This is a genomic window from Lysobacter terrae (genome assembly GCF_054782215.1).
Window position 1 is genome coordinate 1,540,844 of sequence record NZ_BAAGSX010000001.1, and the last position, 14,311, is coordinate 1,555,154.

The 14,311-nt window shown below is 67.6% G+C and carries 11 protein-coding genes and 1 pseudogene; 5 read left to right on the top strand and 7 right to left on the bottom strand.

The features are described from left to right. Window position 1: 1 nt before the first annotated feature. From ACYVJ8_RS07155 to efp, 4 genes are all read right to left on the bottom strand, one after another. Complete coding sequence (locus ACYVJ8_RS07155; RefSeq protein ID WP_460710663.1) at window positions 2–682, bottom strand: phosphoglycolate phosphatase; 681 nt, start codon at window positions 680–682, stop codon at window positions 2–4. A 67-nt stretch (window positions 683–749) separates the two neighbouring features. Then, the gene (gene ubiG, locus ACYVJ8_RS07160; RefSeq protein WP_460710665.1) at window positions 750–1,463 is read right to left on the bottom strand and encodes a bifunctional 2-polyprenyl-6-hydroxyphenol methylase/3-demethylubiquinol 3-O-methyltransferase UbiG; all 714 of its coding nucleotides are present in this window, start codon (window positions 1,461–1,463) and stop codon (window positions 750–752) included. Window positions 1,464–1,475: 12 nt separating this feature from the next. Continuing rightward, a complete protein-coding gene (locus ACYVJ8_RS07165) occupies window positions 1,476–2,816 on the bottom strand; it encodes a TRZ/ATZ family hydrolase (protein ID WP_460710667.1) in 1,341 nt (446 codons plus the stop codon). A gap of 93 nt (window positions 2,817–2,909) precedes the next feature. Then, window positions 2,910–3,476 carry an elongation factor P gene (gene efp / locus ACYVJ8_RS07170; protein ID WP_460710669.1) on the bottom strand — a complete coding sequence of 189 codons (567 nt, stop codon included), beginning with the start codon at window positions 3,474–3,476 and terminating at the stop codon, window positions 2,910–2,912. A 153-nt stretch (window positions 3,477–3,629) separates the two neighbouring features. On the opposite strand from efp, the gene epmB reads away from it, so the two are divergent. Both epmB and ACYVJ8_RS07180 read left to right on the top strand, forming a co-directional pair. Beyond that, window positions 3,630–4,661 carry an EF-P beta-lysylation protein EpmB gene (gene epmB, locus ACYVJ8_RS07175; RefSeq protein ID WP_460711097.1) on the top strand — a complete coding sequence of 344 codons (1,032 nt, stop codon included), beginning with the start codon at window positions 3,630–3,632 and terminating at the stop codon, window positions 4,659–4,661. Window positions 4,662–4,872: 211 nt separating this feature from the next. Beyond that, window positions 4,873–6,957, top strand: coding sequence for an EAL domain-containing protein (locus ACYVJ8_RS07180; RefSeq protein WP_460710671.1), 2,085 nt, complete (start codon window positions 4,873–4,875; stop codon window positions 6,955–6,957). Between the two features lie 657 nt (window positions 6,958–7,614). Here the strand turns inward: ACYVJ8_RS07180 and htpX are convergent. Then, window positions 7,615–8,499 (bottom strand): protease HtpX, encoded by an 885-nt coding sequence (htpX, locus tag ACYVJ8_RS07185; protein WP_460710673.1) that lies wholly within the window; start codon window positions 8,497–8,499, stop codon window positions 7,615–7,617. 134 nt (window positions 8,500–8,633) lie between these two features. On the opposite strand from htpX, the gene gluQRS reads away from it, so the two are divergent. From gluQRS to phaR, 3 genes and pseudogenes are all read left to right on the top strand, one after another. Then, window positions 8,634–9,551, top strand: a complete 918-nt coding sequence (gluQRS, locus tag ACYVJ8_RS07190) for a tRNA glutamyl-Q(34) synthetase GluQRS (RefSeq protein ID WP_460710675.1) — start codon at window positions 8,634–8,636, stop codon at window positions 9,549–9,551. Between the two features lie 42 nt (window positions 9,552–9,593). Next, on the top strand, window positions 9,594–10,334 hold the full coding sequence (gene phbB / locus ACYVJ8_RS07195) for an acetoacetyl-CoA reductase (protein WP_460710677.1): 741 nt from the start codon (window positions 9,594–9,596) through the stop codon (window positions 10,332–10,334). Between the two features lie 473 nt (window positions 10,335–10,807). Next, window positions 10,808–11,315 (top strand): annotated as a pseudogene (gene phaR / locus ACYVJ8_RS07200) (polyhydroxyalkanoate synthesis repressor PhaR); the annotation flags it as partial. 90 nt (window positions 11,316–11,405) lie between these two features. Here the strand turns inward: phaR and ACYVJ8_RS07205 are convergent. Both ACYVJ8_RS07205 and ACYVJ8_RS07210 read right to left on the bottom strand, forming a co-directional pair. Continuing rightward, entirely contained in the window at window positions 11,406–12,338 is a 933-nt protein-coding gene (locus tag ACYVJ8_RS07205; RefSeq protein ID WP_460710679.1) for a M48 family metallopeptidase, read from the bottom strand. Between the two features lie 40 nt (window positions 12,339–12,378). Continuing rightward, a complete protein-coding gene (locus ACYVJ8_RS07210) occupies window positions 12,379–14,271 on the bottom strand; it encodes a formylglycine-generating enzyme family protein (RefSeq protein ID WP_460710681.1) in 1,893 nt (630 codons plus the stop codon). Window positions 14,272–14,311 lie beyond the last annotated feature (40 nt).

The window sequence follows — 14,311 nt, forward strand, 5'->3', positions numbered from 1 at the left end:
CCTAGGCGCGGACGCCGGGCCAGGTCCTGCTTTCGCACAGCTCGGCGGGCGTGTGGATCAGCACATCGCCCTGCCAGGCGAACGGGTCGTCTTCGTGCAGTCGATAACCCCACAACGCGACCACCGACGGCATGCCGGCAGCGCGCGCGGCGATGATGTCGCGCTCGTCGTCGCCCACGTAGACGCAGTCGTCCGCGGCGATGCCGATCGCCTGTGCCGCGTGCAGCAGCGGCAATGGATCGGGCTTGCGCACCGGCAGCGTGTCGCCGCCGATCAGCACCGCGCAGCGCGACTCCCAGCCCAGCAGCGGCATCAGCTTGCGCGCCAGGTATTCGGGCTTGTTGGTGACGATGCCCCAGGGCGTGCCGTTCGCTTCCAGCGCGGCGAGCATGCTTTCGACGCCGTCGAAGGGCTTGCCGTGCAGGCCCAGCTCGGCTTCGTACAGATCGAGGAATTCCTGCACCCAGGATTCGCGTTCGCCGGCGGCGACATCGGGAAACCCGGCGCCGAGCATCGCCCGCGCGCCCTTGGACACCACCGGACGCAGATCGGCCAACGCCATCGCACCGCGACCGCGGTCGGCGCGCATGCGATTGATCACGGCGATGAAGTCGGGCGCGCTGTCGACGAGTGTGCCGTCGAGATCGAACAGGGCGGCTTTGGGGAAGCGGGATGGGTGCATGTGGAGAGCGCTGGGAAGTGATTGCTATCAGCCGCGCGCGCGGCGCGAGCCATGTCGGAGCTTCGGATCAGCGGCGGGCGCACGCCAGGTAATTCACGTCCGTACGCGAAATCACCCGGGCGGCGTTGCGCCACGGCTCGTACATCAGGCCGCTGACGTCTTCCAGTTGCAGGCCGGCGGCGCGCAGCCAGGCGGCGAGTTCGGACGGCTTGATGAAATCGCGGTACTGATGCGTGCCCTTGGGCAGGAGGCGGGCGACGTATTCGGCGCCGACGATCGCCAGCGCGAATGCCGCCGGCGTGCGGTTGAGCGTGGACAGGAACAGGCGTCCGCCGGGCTTCAGCAGTGTCGCGCAGGCCTGCACGATAGCCGCCGGATCGGGTACGTGCTCCAGCATTTCCATGCACGTGACCGCATCGAACTGGCCGGGCATCTCCTGCGCCAGCGACTCGGCGGACTGCAGACGGTAATCGACGTCGATGCCGCTTTCCAGGCGGTGCAGCTTGGCGACCTTGATCAGCTCGGGCGCGAGATCCAAGGCCGCGACCTGCGCGCCATTGCGTGCCAGCGCTTCGCTCAACAAGCCGGCGCCGCAACCCACGTCAAGCACGCGCGCGCCCTGCAGCTTCACGCGGTCGGCCACGTAACCCAGGCGTGCCGGGTTCAAGGCATGCAGCGCCTTCTGCGGACCTTCCGGGTCCCACCAGCGTTGCGCCAGCGCGCCGAACTTGTCGAGTTCGGCCTGGCTGAAGTTGTCGTTGCTCGAAGCTGCTGCGCTCATGAACTCACCGGTTTACGAAAGGCGGATCGTCGCGATGCGATTGCGCCACTGCCGCGCGTTGGCGACCAGCGCATCGGGGTCGATGTCGACCAGCACGCGCTCGCGCAGCTTCGCCTTGCCGGCGATCCACACGTCGCTGACCTGATGGCGGCCGACGGCGTAGACGAGCTGCGAAATGACGTGGTGCAAGGGCTGCGTTTCCAACTGCCCCAGATCGATGCAGGCCAGGTCGGCCTGCTTGCCGGCGGCGATCGAGCCGATCTGTGCGTCGAAACCGAGCGCCTTCGCGCCGCCCAGCGTCGCCGCGCGCAAGGCGCTGGCGGCGTCGAATGCGGAAGCATCCTCGGCGACCGCCTTGGCCAGCAGCGCCGCGGTGCGGGTTTCGCCGAACATGTCCAGATCGTTGTTGCTCGCGCAGCCGTCGGTGCCGATGGCGATGTTCACGCCGGCTTTCTGCAGCTTGCCAATCGGGCAGAAGCCCGACGCCAGCTTCAGGTTCGACTCCGGGCAATGCACCACGCTCACGCCGCGCTGCGCGCACAGCGCGATCTCGGCGTCGGTGAGCTGGGTCATGTGCACGGCGATGAGGCGGTCGTTGACCAGGCCTAGTCGGTCCAGGCGGGCGAGCGGGCGCTGGCCGTGCTTTTCGCGCGACTCGACGACTTCATGCGCGGTCTCGTGCGTGTGCAGATGCACCGGCACGTCGAGCTGGTCGGCGAGCATGCGGATGCGCTCGAAGTTCTCGTCGCTCACGGTGTACGGCGCATGCGGCGCGAAGGTGGTGGCCACGAGCGGATCGTGGCGCCACTCATCGTGCACTTCGGTGGCGCGATCGAAGTACTCATCGGAAGACTTCGCCCAGGCCGTGGGGAAATCGATGATCGGCAGGCCCACGCGCGCACGGAAACCGTGCTGCTTGTAGACCGCCGCCTGCACGTCGGGGAAGAAGTAGTTCTCGTTAGCGCAGGTGGTGCCGCCGCGCAGCATCTCGGCGATCGCCAGGGAAATGCCGTCGGCGACGAATTCGGGACCGATCACCGCGCCTTCGATCGGCCAGATGTGGCCCTGCAGCCATTCCATCAGCGGCAGATCGTCGGCGACGCCGCGCAGCAGCGTCATCGGGTTGTGCGTATGCGCGTTGACCAGGCCGGGAATCAGGGCGCTGTCGGGCCGCGAAACGATTTCCCGCGCCTCGTAGCGCAGCCGCGCCTCATGGAGGGGCAACAGGTCGACGATCACGCCATCGCGAATGGCGACGGCGTGATTCTCCAGAACCACGCCGTGCGGTTCGACCGGAACCACGAAGCCGGCTTCGATGAGGAGGTCGCAGGCTTCGGGGATTCGATCGGTCATTCCTTTTCTCGATTGCTAGTCACTGGATCCCCGCCTTCGCGGGGATGACGCAATGGCAAAGGCGTCCGCGCTACGCGCGAACGCGCCATTGCGTCACTTCACGCGCGAAACGTACTCGCCCGAACGCGTGTCGACCTTGATGATCTCTTCCTGGCCGACGAACAGCGGCACGCGGACCACGGCGCCGGTTTCCAGCGTCGCCGGCTTGCCGCCGCCGCCCGAGGTGTCGCCGCGCACGCCCGGATCGGTCTCGACGATCTTGAGTTCGACGAAGTTCGGCGGCTGCACGGCGATCGGGGTGCCGTTCCACAGCGTCACCACGCACTCTTCCTCGCCCTTCAGCCACTTCTCGGCGCCGCCCATGCCGGCCTTGTCGGCCTGGACCTGCTCGAAAGACTCCTGGTTCATGAAGTGCCAGTACTCGCCGTCGGCGTAGAGGAACTGCATGTCGGTGTCGACCACGTCCGCCTGCTCCACGCTGTCGGTCGCCTTCATGGTCATTTCGACCACGCGGCCCGACTTGATGCTGCGGTACTTGATGCGGGTGAAGGCTTGGCCCTTGCCCGGCTTGACGTACTCGGTCTCGGTGATGATGCACGGGTCGTTGTTGACCAGGATCTTCTGTCCGGTCTTGACGTCGTTCATGCCCAGGCTGGCCATGGATGAAACTCCTGAAGTGACTTGTAGGTGACTGAATGCGGGTGGACGCGTCCGGAGCGTATTCGCTGCCATGCCGCCACGAGGCGGCGGACGGCTAAAATGGCGGGCTGCGCTGCACGAATGGTCGGCGGCGCCGGAAAAACGCGATCCGACATGATACCTGCTGCCCCCGCCCTCAGGCACCAAGCCCCCTCTTCGGACTCCGCATCCCCGGCCCGCTGGCAGCAGCTATGGCGCGAGGCGATCCGCGATCCGCGCGAATTGCTGGCCCTCCTCGGGCTGGGCGACGCAGCGCTGCAGGTCTCGGACGCCGCGGCGGCGCAGTTCGCGCTGCGGGTTCCGCGCGGCTTCGTCGCCCGGATGCGCCACGGCGATCCCCATGACCCGCTGCTGCGGCAGGTGCTGCCGCTCGATGAGGAAATGCAGCCCAGGCCGGGCTTCAGCCTGGACGCGGTCGGCGACGGCGCGGCCAAGGCGGCCGACGGGGTAATCCGCAAATACCAGGGACGCGCGCTGCTGGTCGCGACCGGGAGCTGCGCGGTCCATTGCCGCTACTGCTTCCGCCGCCATTTCGACTACGCCGGCGAAACCGCCGCGGCCGGCCAGTGGCGCGAGGCGGTGGCGCTGATCCGCGCGGATACCTCCATCGATGAGGTGATCCTGTCGGGTGGCGACCCTTGGTCGCTGTCGACGGCCAAGCTCGCGGAACTGACCGATGCGCTCGCCGACGTGCCGCACCTCAAGCGCCTGCGCGTCCATACCCGCCTGCCGGTCGTGCTCCCGGAGCGCGTCGACGCCCCCCTGCTCGCCTGGCTGCGTGCCCTGCCCTGGCCGGTGACCGTCGTCCTGCACGCCAACCACGCCAACGAGATCGATGCACACATGGCCGCCGCCTGTGCGGCGCTGCGCGATGCCGGCGCGACCCTGCTCAACCAGGCGGTGCTGCTGCGCGGGGTCAACGACTCGGTCGACGCCCTGGCGGCGCTGAGCGAACGGGTCTTCGCCGCCGGCGTGCTGCCCTACTACCTGCATCAGTTGGATCGGGTCCAGGGCTCGGCCCATTTCGAGGTCGGCGACGACGAGGCCCGCGCCCTCCACGCGGCACTCGCGGCGCGGCTGTCAGGCTACCTGGTGCCGCGCCTGGTACGCGAGGTGAAAGGCGATCCCGGCAAACGTCCGCTGTGACCCGCCTTAGGCCGTTAGAGCTTATGGACGCCCGCACAGAGCGCCCGCTGTTGCCTCGCATCGCATGCCGTCAGGACCCAAGCGAACTGTCGAACACGCCACATCGGACGGATCCGGACATGGACGTCAGCCGCGCCTTCATGTCATAAACCCGGATCACGGTGGCTCTCGGGAGGAAACTAGAGAGCCGACGCGCTCGGAGGGATGGGGAATGCAATTCGGCAAAGACACGGCTCTGCGGCTGCTGGTCGTCGACGACAGCGTCGAGGCCGCCGAAGCCATTGTCAGCGGCCTGCGTAATGCAGGCATCGCGGTGCGTCCGTCGCGCCCGGAAAACGAGGACGAGTTCCAGTCCCTGATCGAATCCCAGCCGCAGGACGTCGTCCTCGCCGCGCAGAACGCCAACAGCGTGCCCCTGGCCCGGGTGATGGAGAAGGTCGATGCCAGCGGCAAGGACCTGCCCGTGCTGGTCCTGGTCAACGCGATCGACGAAACCACACTGCTCACGCTGACCGCCAAGGGCGCGCGCGGCGTCGCCTTACGCGAACACATGGACCACATCCTGAGCGCCGTGCGCTCCGAATGGGTCGACCTGGAAGCCCGCCGCTCCTATCGCCGCCTGGAAGCGCAGATGCGCGAGATCGAGCGCCGCTGCGACGCGCTGATCGATTCCTCGCGCGACCCGATCGCCTACATCCACGAAGGCATGCATATCCGCGCGAACGTCGCCTACCTGGAGATGTTCGGCTTCGAGTCCTTCGAGGACATCGAAGGCATGTCGCTGCTCGACCTGGTGTCGCCGAAGAAGGTCGAGGAATTCAAGAAGCTGCTCAAGCAGCTATCCAAGGGCGAAACGCCGCCGCCGCGCTACGAGACCGAGGCGGTCACCATGGAGGGCGATCATTTCCCTGCCGTGATGGAATTCACCCCGGCGACCTACGAAGGCGAGAACTGCCTGCAGGTCGTGCTGCGCAAGCAGGAAGAAGTATTCGATCCGAAGGCAGCGGAGGAACTGGAGCGGCTGCGCCAGATGGATCAGGTCACCGGCCTGCTCAATCGCCAGACCTTCCTGCGCGCGCTGGAAGACGCCGTCGCCGAAACCGCCGCCAAGGCCACGCCGGCGGGCCTGCTGCTGATCGAGCCGGACCACTACAGCCGTTTGCTGCAGGAAATCGGCCTGGACGCGGCCGACTACCTGGTCGCCGCCGTGGCCGAGCGCCTGCGCTCGACGGTATCAGCGGACGACGTGGTGGCCCGCTTCGGCGAGCACCAGTTCGCCGTGCTCACCCGCAATACCGACTACACGCAGACGCAGAAGCTGGCCGAATCGTTGCGCATGGCCTTCGCCGATTCGGTGATCCCGGTGCGCAATCATTCGCTCAACGTCACCCTCAGCATCGGCGGCGTGCAGATCGGCGAAAGGATCGCCAACGTTCCGGCCATCCTGGGCAAGGCGGCGCAGGGCCTGCAGTCGACGATCGGCGTGGGCGGCAATCGCAGCGAACTCTACGATCCCAGCGCCACCGATCGCGCCGAGCTCGAGCGAGTCGCCGCGTGGGTCACGCGCATCCGCGAAGCCATCGCCAACGACCAGTTCGTCATCCACTTCCAGCCGCTGGTGCCCCTGCATGGCACGCCGGACGAGATATACGAGACGCTGCTGCGCCTGCGCGGCGAAGACGGCGGCCTGGTGCAGCCGCTCACCTTCCTGCCGATCGCTGAGGAACACGGACTGCTCGGCGAGATCGACCGTTGGGTCGTGGGCCGTTCGATTCGCCTGATCGCCGACCGCCAGCGCCTCAACCGCCGCACGCGCCTGATGGTGAAGATCACCCAGGCCTCGCTGCAGGACGAAAGTCTGGTCCAGTACATCGGCGAGCAGCTGAAGCTCCACGGCGTCGACGGCCGCCTGCTGGTCCTGCAGATCCCCGAATCCAAGGTCTTCACCCACCTGCGCGCGGCGCAGCAGTTCCAGGCCGGCGTCGCGCAGTACGGCGTGCGCGTAGGCCTGGAGCAGTTCGGCATCGGCCTCAACCCCTTCCAGTTGCTGACCCACTTCGACGCCAGCTTCATCAAGATCGACCGTTCCTTCATCAAGGAATTGGGCACGAGTGCGGAGCATCAAGCGCGGGTGCGCGAGTTCGCGGCGAAGGCGCAGGAGCTGGGCAAGCAGACCATTGCCGAGCACGTGCAGGATGCGGGCAGCATGACGACGTTGTTCGGTGCCGGCATCGATTACGCGCAAGGCCACTTCCTCGCTCCGGCCGGACCGGAGATGGACTACGAGTTCGGCTGAGCTCGATCAAAGCGTGTAGCCGCACCAGCGGATCCCTCGCCCCGCGAGCGGGGTGAAGGCGTGCGCTCACGCGCCACTGGCGCGTGCACGCCTGAACGCCCTCGCGCTATGCGCGAGGGCCGGGGGCAGAGCGAGGGACAGCTTCGCGCAGCGAAGCAGGGTGAGGGGTCGTGGCGGCGCGATCCCGGCACGGGCAGTCGGCGCCGGTGGGCAGTCGCGACACGCCGTGAATCCGTCCATGGAGGCTTGTCAGCGGCATCCATGCCGCTGACAGTCACGCCTGCCCACCGGCACCGCCTGCCCTCCACACATCTCGGACGCGTCTACGAAAGAGCAAAGCAACTCGCTGCGCTCGCCTCCCCTCATCTGCCCTTCGGGCATCTTCTCCCTGCGCGCGGGGAGAAGAAGGGCTCTGGCGCCGAAGCGGCGCTCTGCACGCTCGCGATAAGCGCTGCCCGATGGGATGGGGGTGCGGAGAGCGGACCAGGATGGTCCGCGGCCCCGACTAAAGGCAGGGATGCCGTCCGGAGGGGCGGAGCACCCCCGTCCCGTCGGGTAGCGCGTCCTACCGAAGCCGACGCTCCCCTCACACATCTCGGCGTGTTGGAAAAAAAAGCCCGCCGATGGCGGGCTTTTTCGTGTCTGCGCCTGGCTGCGTTACGCCGCGCGCTGCAGGGCGGCGATGCGCTCTTCCAGCGGCGGATGGCTCATCATCAGGCGGCGCAGACCATGCCCCACCGCGCCGCTGATGCCGAACGCCTGGATCTGGTTCGGCAGCGTGCTGTGGCCGTAGGTCTGCGACAGTCGACGCAGCGCCGCGATCATCTTGTCGCGGCCGGCGAGGTTGGCGCCGCCGGCATCCGCGCGGAACTCGCGATAGCGCGAGAAGCCCATCGCAATCATGCTCGCGAACAGGCCGAAGATCACATCGAGCACCATCACGGTCACGAAGTAACCGATGCCGCCGCCGCTGCCTTCGCGGTTGCCGCTGAGGAAGCCGTCGATGATCCGGCCGACCACGCGCGAGAGCACGATCACGAAGGTGTTGAGCACGCCCTGGATCAGCGCCATGGTCACCATGTCGCCGTTGGCGACGTGGCTGACTTCGTGGCCGAGCACGGCTTCGGCTTCATCGCGGCTCATCGCACGCAGCAAGCCGGTCGACACGGCGACCAGGGCGTTGTTGCGGTTGGCGCCGGTGGCGAAGGCGTTGATCTCGGGGGCGTCGTAGATGGCGACTTCGGGCTTGCCGATGCCGGCGCGCTCGGCCTGGCGGTGGACGGTGGTCAGCAGCCACTGCTCCGCTTCGTTGCGTGGCTGTTCGATCACGTAGGCGCCGGTGCTGCGCTTGGCGATCCACTTCGACATCAGCAGAGAGATGATCGAGCCACCGAAGCCGAAGATGGCCGCTATCACCAGCAGCCCGCCCTGGTTGCCGATATGGATGCGGGGGAAGAAGACCTGCACCACCGACATGACGATGCCGAGCAATACCAGCACGGCCAGATTGGTGGCGAGGAACAACGCAACGCGCTTGAACATGGAAAGAACCTTTTGCGCACCGAAGCGCGGATGGTGGTTTCGGAACGAAGATGTGGCAGGCTCGGCGGGAATTCAAGCTGAATGCTTTACCCAAGCTGTCGTTACGGGGAGTAGACCTCTCCTATTCTTTTTCCATGAGCCGCACCGAAACACCTACCTACCGCGGACGCTTCGCCCCCTCGCCCACCGGCGACCTGCATTTCGGCTCGCTGCTCGCGGCCGTCGGCAGCTGGCTGTTGGCGCGGCACGCGGGCGGTCGCTGGCTGGTGCGGGTCGAGGATGTCGACCCGCCGCGGGAAGTGGCAGGCGCCTCGCAACGGCAACTGCAGGCCCTGGCTGCATTCGGACTGCACTCCGACGAACCGGTCGTCTACCAGAGCCAGCGCAGCGAGCTCTACGAAGCCGCGCTGCGGCGGCTGCTCGACGACGGGCTGGCCTTCGAATGCCACTGCAGTCGCACCGATCTGGCCGCCAGCGGCGGCGTGCATCGCAAGTGCATCGCCAAGGCCCGGCGTCCGGATCCCGCCATCCGCCTGCGCGTGCCGGACGGGACCGTCGTCGAGTTCGAGGACGCGCTGCAGGGCCCACAGCAGCAGGACGTGTCGAGCGAAGTCGGCGACTTCGTGCTGCGGCGAACCGAAGGCTATTGGGCGTACCAGCTCGCCGTGGTCGTCGACGATGGCGCGCAAGCCATGACCGACGTGGTGCGCGGCGCGGATCTGCTCGACTCGACGCCGCGGCAGATCGTCCTGCAGCGCGCGCTCGGCTTGCCGACGCCGCGCTATGCGCACCTGCCGCTGGTCGTGGATGCGGCGGGCCGCAAGCTGTCCAAATCCGAGGCGTCGCTGCCGATCGATCCGCACGCCCCGTTGCCCGCTCTGCACGCGGCCTGGCTCGCGCTCGGGCAGGACGCCGCAGCGGTGGAAGATGCGGCCGATGCCGCCCACTGGCTGCAGGCGGCGCAGGCGTGTTTCGACCCCGCTCGCGTTCCCCACAGCCAGCGCATCACGCTCGCCGCAGCGCACAACACAGGTTTCATATTTGCTTCATAGAATGCTGACGGGCTTCCCCGACACGCATTCATGGAGAAACAAATGCAATCACGCATCGCACTCGTGACCGGTGGCACCGGCGGCATCGGTACCGCGATCGTCAAACGTCTGGCCGGCATGGGCCATCGGGTCGCCACCAACTACCGCAACGAGGAAAAAGCCCGCGCCTGGCAGGAACAGATGCGTGCCGAAGGCTTCGACGTAGCGCTCGCCGCCGGCGACGTGTCCTCGGCGGAGGAAGCCGAAGCGATGGTGCGTGAGGTCGAACGCCTGCTCGGCCCGGTCGAGATCCTGGTCAACAACGCCGGCATCACCCGCGACACCACTTTCCACCGCATGAGCGCGCAGCAGTGGAACGAGGTGATCGGCACCAACCTCAATTCCTGCTTCAACGTCACCCGCCCGGTGATCGAAGGCATGCGCGACCGCAAGTGGGGCCGCGTCGTGCAGATCAGTTCGATCAACGGCCAGAAGGGCCAGTACGGCCAGGCCAACTACGCCGCCGCCAAGGCCGGCATGCACGGCTTCACCATTTCGCTGGCGCAGGAGAACGCGAGGTTCGGCATCACCGTGAATACGGTCTGCCCGGGCTACATCGCCACCGACATGGTCATGGCCGTGCCGGAAGACGTGCGCAACAAGATCATCACCCAGATCCCGACGGGCCGGCTCGGCATGCCCGACGAAATCGCCTACGCGGTCGCGTTCTTCGTCCCCGACGAGGCCGGCTGGATCACCGGCGCCAACCTCTCGGCCAACGGCGGCCAGTACATGGGCTGGTAAACCGCACGCGCTTCCTCCCGCTTTGCTTTGCCTTTTTCCGACGCACCAAGATGTGTGTGCGGCAGGTGGTGCCGGTGGGCAGGCGTGACTGTCAGCGGCATGGATGCCGCTGACAAGCCTCCATGGACGGATTCACGGCGTGTCACGCATGCCCGCCGGCGCCGCCTGCCGCCCGTAAGCAAGCGCACACGCGAGGCTTGTCGGCTTCGGAGGGACGCGCTGCCCGCCAGGATGGGGGTGGCTGCGACCCTCCGGACGGCAGTCCTGCCTTTAGTCGGGCCGCGGACCATCCATGGTCCGCTCTCCGCCACCCCCATCCCGGCGGGCAGCGCTACCGCGAGCGTCAAGACTGTGGCTTCTAGCGCCGCCAGCTACGGAATTGCTGCGCACAAAAGCTCCGCAGTCCCGCCAAAATCAACCAGTCAGGCCATGACTGACGGCACTGCCCCGGGCGAGTTGCAAGCCAACCGCCCCTGCGCCATGCTGCGCAGCATCACGCTTTAGAGTCAGTGCTCGATGAGTTCGATCCGCATCATCAAGAAGTATCCCAACCGTCGTCTCTACGACACCGAGATCTCCAGCTACATCACGATCGAGGATGTGCGCCAGCTCATCGTCGACGGCGAGGATTTCGAAGTCCGCGACGCCAAGTCCGGCGACGACCTGACCCGCCAGGTGCTGCTGCAGATCATCGCCGAGCACGAATCCGATGGCGAGCCGGTGCTGTCCACCCAGCTGCTCAGCCAGATCATCCGTTTCTACGGCGACTCGCTGCAGGGCTTCATGGGCAACTACCTGGAGCGCTCGATGCAGCTGTTCCTCGACCAGCAGCAGCAGTTCCGCACCCAGATCGGCGGCATGCTCGGGCAGACCCCGTGGGCGATGATGAACCAGCTCACCGAGCGCAACCTGCAGATGTGGAAGGAATTCCAGCAGAACATGGCCGGCAGCATCGGGACCACCACCAACCCGACCAAGCCCAAAGCCGAAACCAAGCGCTGATCGCAGCGCCCACGAAAAAAGCCGGGGATCGCCCCGGCTTTTTTGTTGCCTGCGCGCCGCGCGAGCCGATCACTTCAACGGCGGCTGCCCCGGGCAGTACTTCGAATAGAACGCGATCGCCGTCGGCATCAGCGATTGCAGCGTCTGAATGCGGTTGGCCGGATCCGGGTGGGTCGAGGCGAACTCGGGCGGCCGCTGTCCACCGCCCAGCTCCTCCATGCGCTCCCACAACGGAATCGCTTCGCGCGGGTCGTAGCAGGCCGCGGCGGCCAGCATCAGCCCGACCTTGTCGGCCTGGGTCTCATGATTGCGGCCATACGGCAGGATGAACCCGTACTGCGCGCCCGCGCCGAGTGCGCCCATCACCGCCCGCTGCTGCTGCGGGTCCATGCCGCCCAGGGCCACCCCGGCCGCCATCTGCCCCATCTGCACCAGCTTCTGCTGCGCCATGCGCTGCGAGCCGTGGCGCAGCAGCGCGTGCGCGATCTCGTGGCCCATGACCACGGCCATCGCGTTCTCGTTCTTGGCGATCGGCAGCAGCCCGGTGTAGACCGCCATCTTCCCGCCCGGCAGGCAGAACGCATTGGCTTCGTCCGACTGGATGACGCTCACGTCCCACTGGAAGTTCTGGTAGCCCGTGGGCGCCTGCTGCTGGTTCATCGCGGCCAGGTCGCTGGTGACCTGCGGGACGCGGTTCACCAGGCGGCTGGCGATCTCGCGGATCTGCCGGCTCACCTGCGAATCCGGCGGCAGCAGCGCGCCTTGCGCGGCCGCGTCGCTCTGCACCTGCTGGTAGGCCTGCGCGCCAAGTTCGACCTCTTCCTCGGGCGAGGCGCCGTAGTGCGCGGTTTCGCCGGTATAGGGATCGGTCTGCGCACTGCCGAACCACGACCACGCGGCATAGCCGGCGAAAAGAATCAGGATCCACCAGCGGATGCCGCCGAGCCCGAATCCGCGGCGCTGCGGCGCGCCCTGCTGATTGCCCAAGGGATCAACTCGCATCGTCATCTCCGTGTGGCGTGAAAATTACGTCGCGCGACCTTCAGATGTCCCGCACCACGCGGAACCCTACCCGGGCGCTCGTGTTGTTGACGTCGGTGCCCTGACGCCAGGCCGAACGCGTTTGCGCCGGCGAGCTCGCCCAGGACCCGCCGCGGACCACCTGGTTGCGGCAGCCCGGATTGACCCAGGGCCGGCCGTCCCGCGGTGCGCGGCGGAAGTTACTGTGCCAGCAATCGTCGACCCACTCGCTGACATTTCCCGTCAGGTCGTGCACGCCCCAGCGATTGGGCTGGTAACTGCCGACCGCAGCAGGCCCCCAGGCGCCGTCGCCGTAACCGGGGAAGGCATTGCTCCAGCGGCGTCCATTCGGCGAGACATCACGGGCGCCGGTGAAGTTGCCGGCACCCTGCGCCGGCGCGCCCTCGCCCCACGGGTAGCGCGATGCGCTGCCGGCGCGCAGCATGTATTCGAACTCGGCTTCGCTCGGCAGGCGGTAACGCTGTCCGGTCTGCTGCGACAGCCATTCCGCGTAGTGGGCCGCATCGCGCGCGCTCACGTGCAGCACCGGCATGGTGTCCGCCGCCGGGCGCCCGACGTAGTCGTCGCGCCAATCGACGTTGCCGGCGCGCGTGAAGTTGCCGCTGCGCTCGTCGTAGATGGTCGAGTAGCCGCGCCGCGTCGAGCGCGCTCGATAGCGCGTCGCGTCGACGAAGCGGCGGAACTCGCCCACCGTGATCTCCGTACGCGACACCGCGATGCCGCGCTCGAAGCGGATGTTGCGCAGCGGACGCTCTGCGTCGGCGGAGTCGGCTTCCTCTTCCGGCGCGCCCATGCGGAAGGCGCCGTGCGGAATGACCACCATGCGCGGCCCGCGCCCGCCATTGGCGAGCGCATCGGTGAAGGCCTCGCCCGGACGGAACAAGCCGTAGTGCGCCGCCGTTTCGATCCGCGTGCGCAGCTCCGCCACGGCCGGATCGGCGGGGGCGGCGATGCGCAGCAGTTGCCCTAGCCGCTCCCGCGCCCGGCGCAGCGCGGCGGCACTAGGCGTACCCAGTTCGGCAATGCCCTGGTCGCGCAGGCCGTTGACCCGCACCACACGCTGCATGGCGATGCGTTCGCGCGCATCGGTGACGGTCGCGAAGCCCGGACGCACGCTCCCCGCCTGCTCCAGCCAGTACGTGGCGCTGTCGTAGTCGTCGCCATCGGCGGCGGCTTCCGCGCGGCGGATGAGCGCGCTTTCGATGGCCGCCAATCCCTGCCGCGCGCGGCTGTCGCCGGGGCGCGTCTTCAGGGCCTCGCGGAAGTAGGCGATGGCGCCGTTGACCTCCCCGTTTTCGCCGAGCCGGCCCGCGCGCAGCGTCTCCTCGCCGAGGCGATTCGCCTGCGCCGCCTCATCGGCCCGGTCGAGACGATCGAGGAACGCCTCCACACGCGCATCGGCCGGCGCGACCACGCGCGCGACCGCGGCGACTTCGTGCGCATGGCGCAATTCCTGCGGCTCGTCGTCGATGGCGACGAGCGCCGCGCGTCCTTGGTCCAGCAGCGCATCCACCGCGACATCGAGGCCGGCCGCGATGCGCGCGTCCGTCGGCGCGTGCTTCTGCAGGGCGAGATACAGCGGAATGGCGGCCTGGGCTTCGTTGTCGCCGCCGAAGAGGCGCCCGGCTTTCAGCGCTTCGCCGGCATGCTTGCGCAAGGCGGCGGTGTTGGCGTCGGTGACCTCGATGACCGGCGCGCGCCAGGGCGGCACCGGTGAAACCGATTGCTCCGCGCCGATGGTCACCAGCGGCACGCGCGCCTCGGCCTTGTCCTGGCCGGCCTGCTTGCGGCCGCAACCGGACAGGCCCAGGAGCAGCGCGGCGCCGACGCCCATGGCGCAGGCCGTGGTGCGCAGCGCGCGCCCTGTCGAGTTCGAAGCTGGCCACTTCTTCAAGCCGTGCAACTCCCTTCTGCCGCGACGAAAGTAGGCCATT

Coding starts and splice junctions, on each gene's coding strand:
- ACYVJ8_RS07155 (WP_460710663.1), bottom strand. CDS start 682: ATGCACCCATCCCGCTTCCCCAAAGCCGCCCTGTTCGATCTCGACGGC.
- ubiG (WP_460710665.1), bottom strand. CDS start 1,463: ATGAGCGCAGCAGCTTCGAGCAACGACAACTTCAGCCAGGCCGAACTC.
- ACYVJ8_RS07165 (WP_460710667.1), bottom strand. CDS start 2,816: ATGACCGATCGAATCCCCGAAGCCTGCGACCTCCTCATCGAAGCCGGC.
- efp (WP_460710669.1), bottom strand. CDS start 3,476: ATGGCCAGCCTGGGCATGAACGACGTCAAGACCGGACAGAAGATCCTG.
- epmB (WP_460711097.1), top strand. CDS start 3,630: ATGATACCTGCTGCCCCCGCCCTCAGGCACCAAGCCCCCTCTTCGGAC.
- ACYVJ8_RS07180 (WP_460710671.1), top strand. CDS start 4,873: ATGCAATTCGGCAAAGACACGGCTCTGCGGCTGCTGGTCGTCGACGAC.
- htpX (WP_460710673.1), bottom strand. CDS start 8,499: ATGTTCAAGCGCGTTGCGTTGTTCCTCGCCACCAATCTGGCCGTGCTG.
- gluQRS (WP_460710675.1), top strand. CDS start 8,634: ATGAGCCGCACCGAAACACCTACCTACCGCGGACGCTTCGCCCCCTCG.
- phbB (WP_460710677.1), top strand. CDS start 9,594: ATGCAATCACGCATCGCACTCGTGACCGGTGGCACCGGCGGCATCGGT.
- ACYVJ8_RS07205 (WP_460710679.1), bottom strand. CDS start 12,338: ATGCGAGTTGATCCCTTGGGCAATCAGCAGGGCGCGCCGCAGCGCCGC.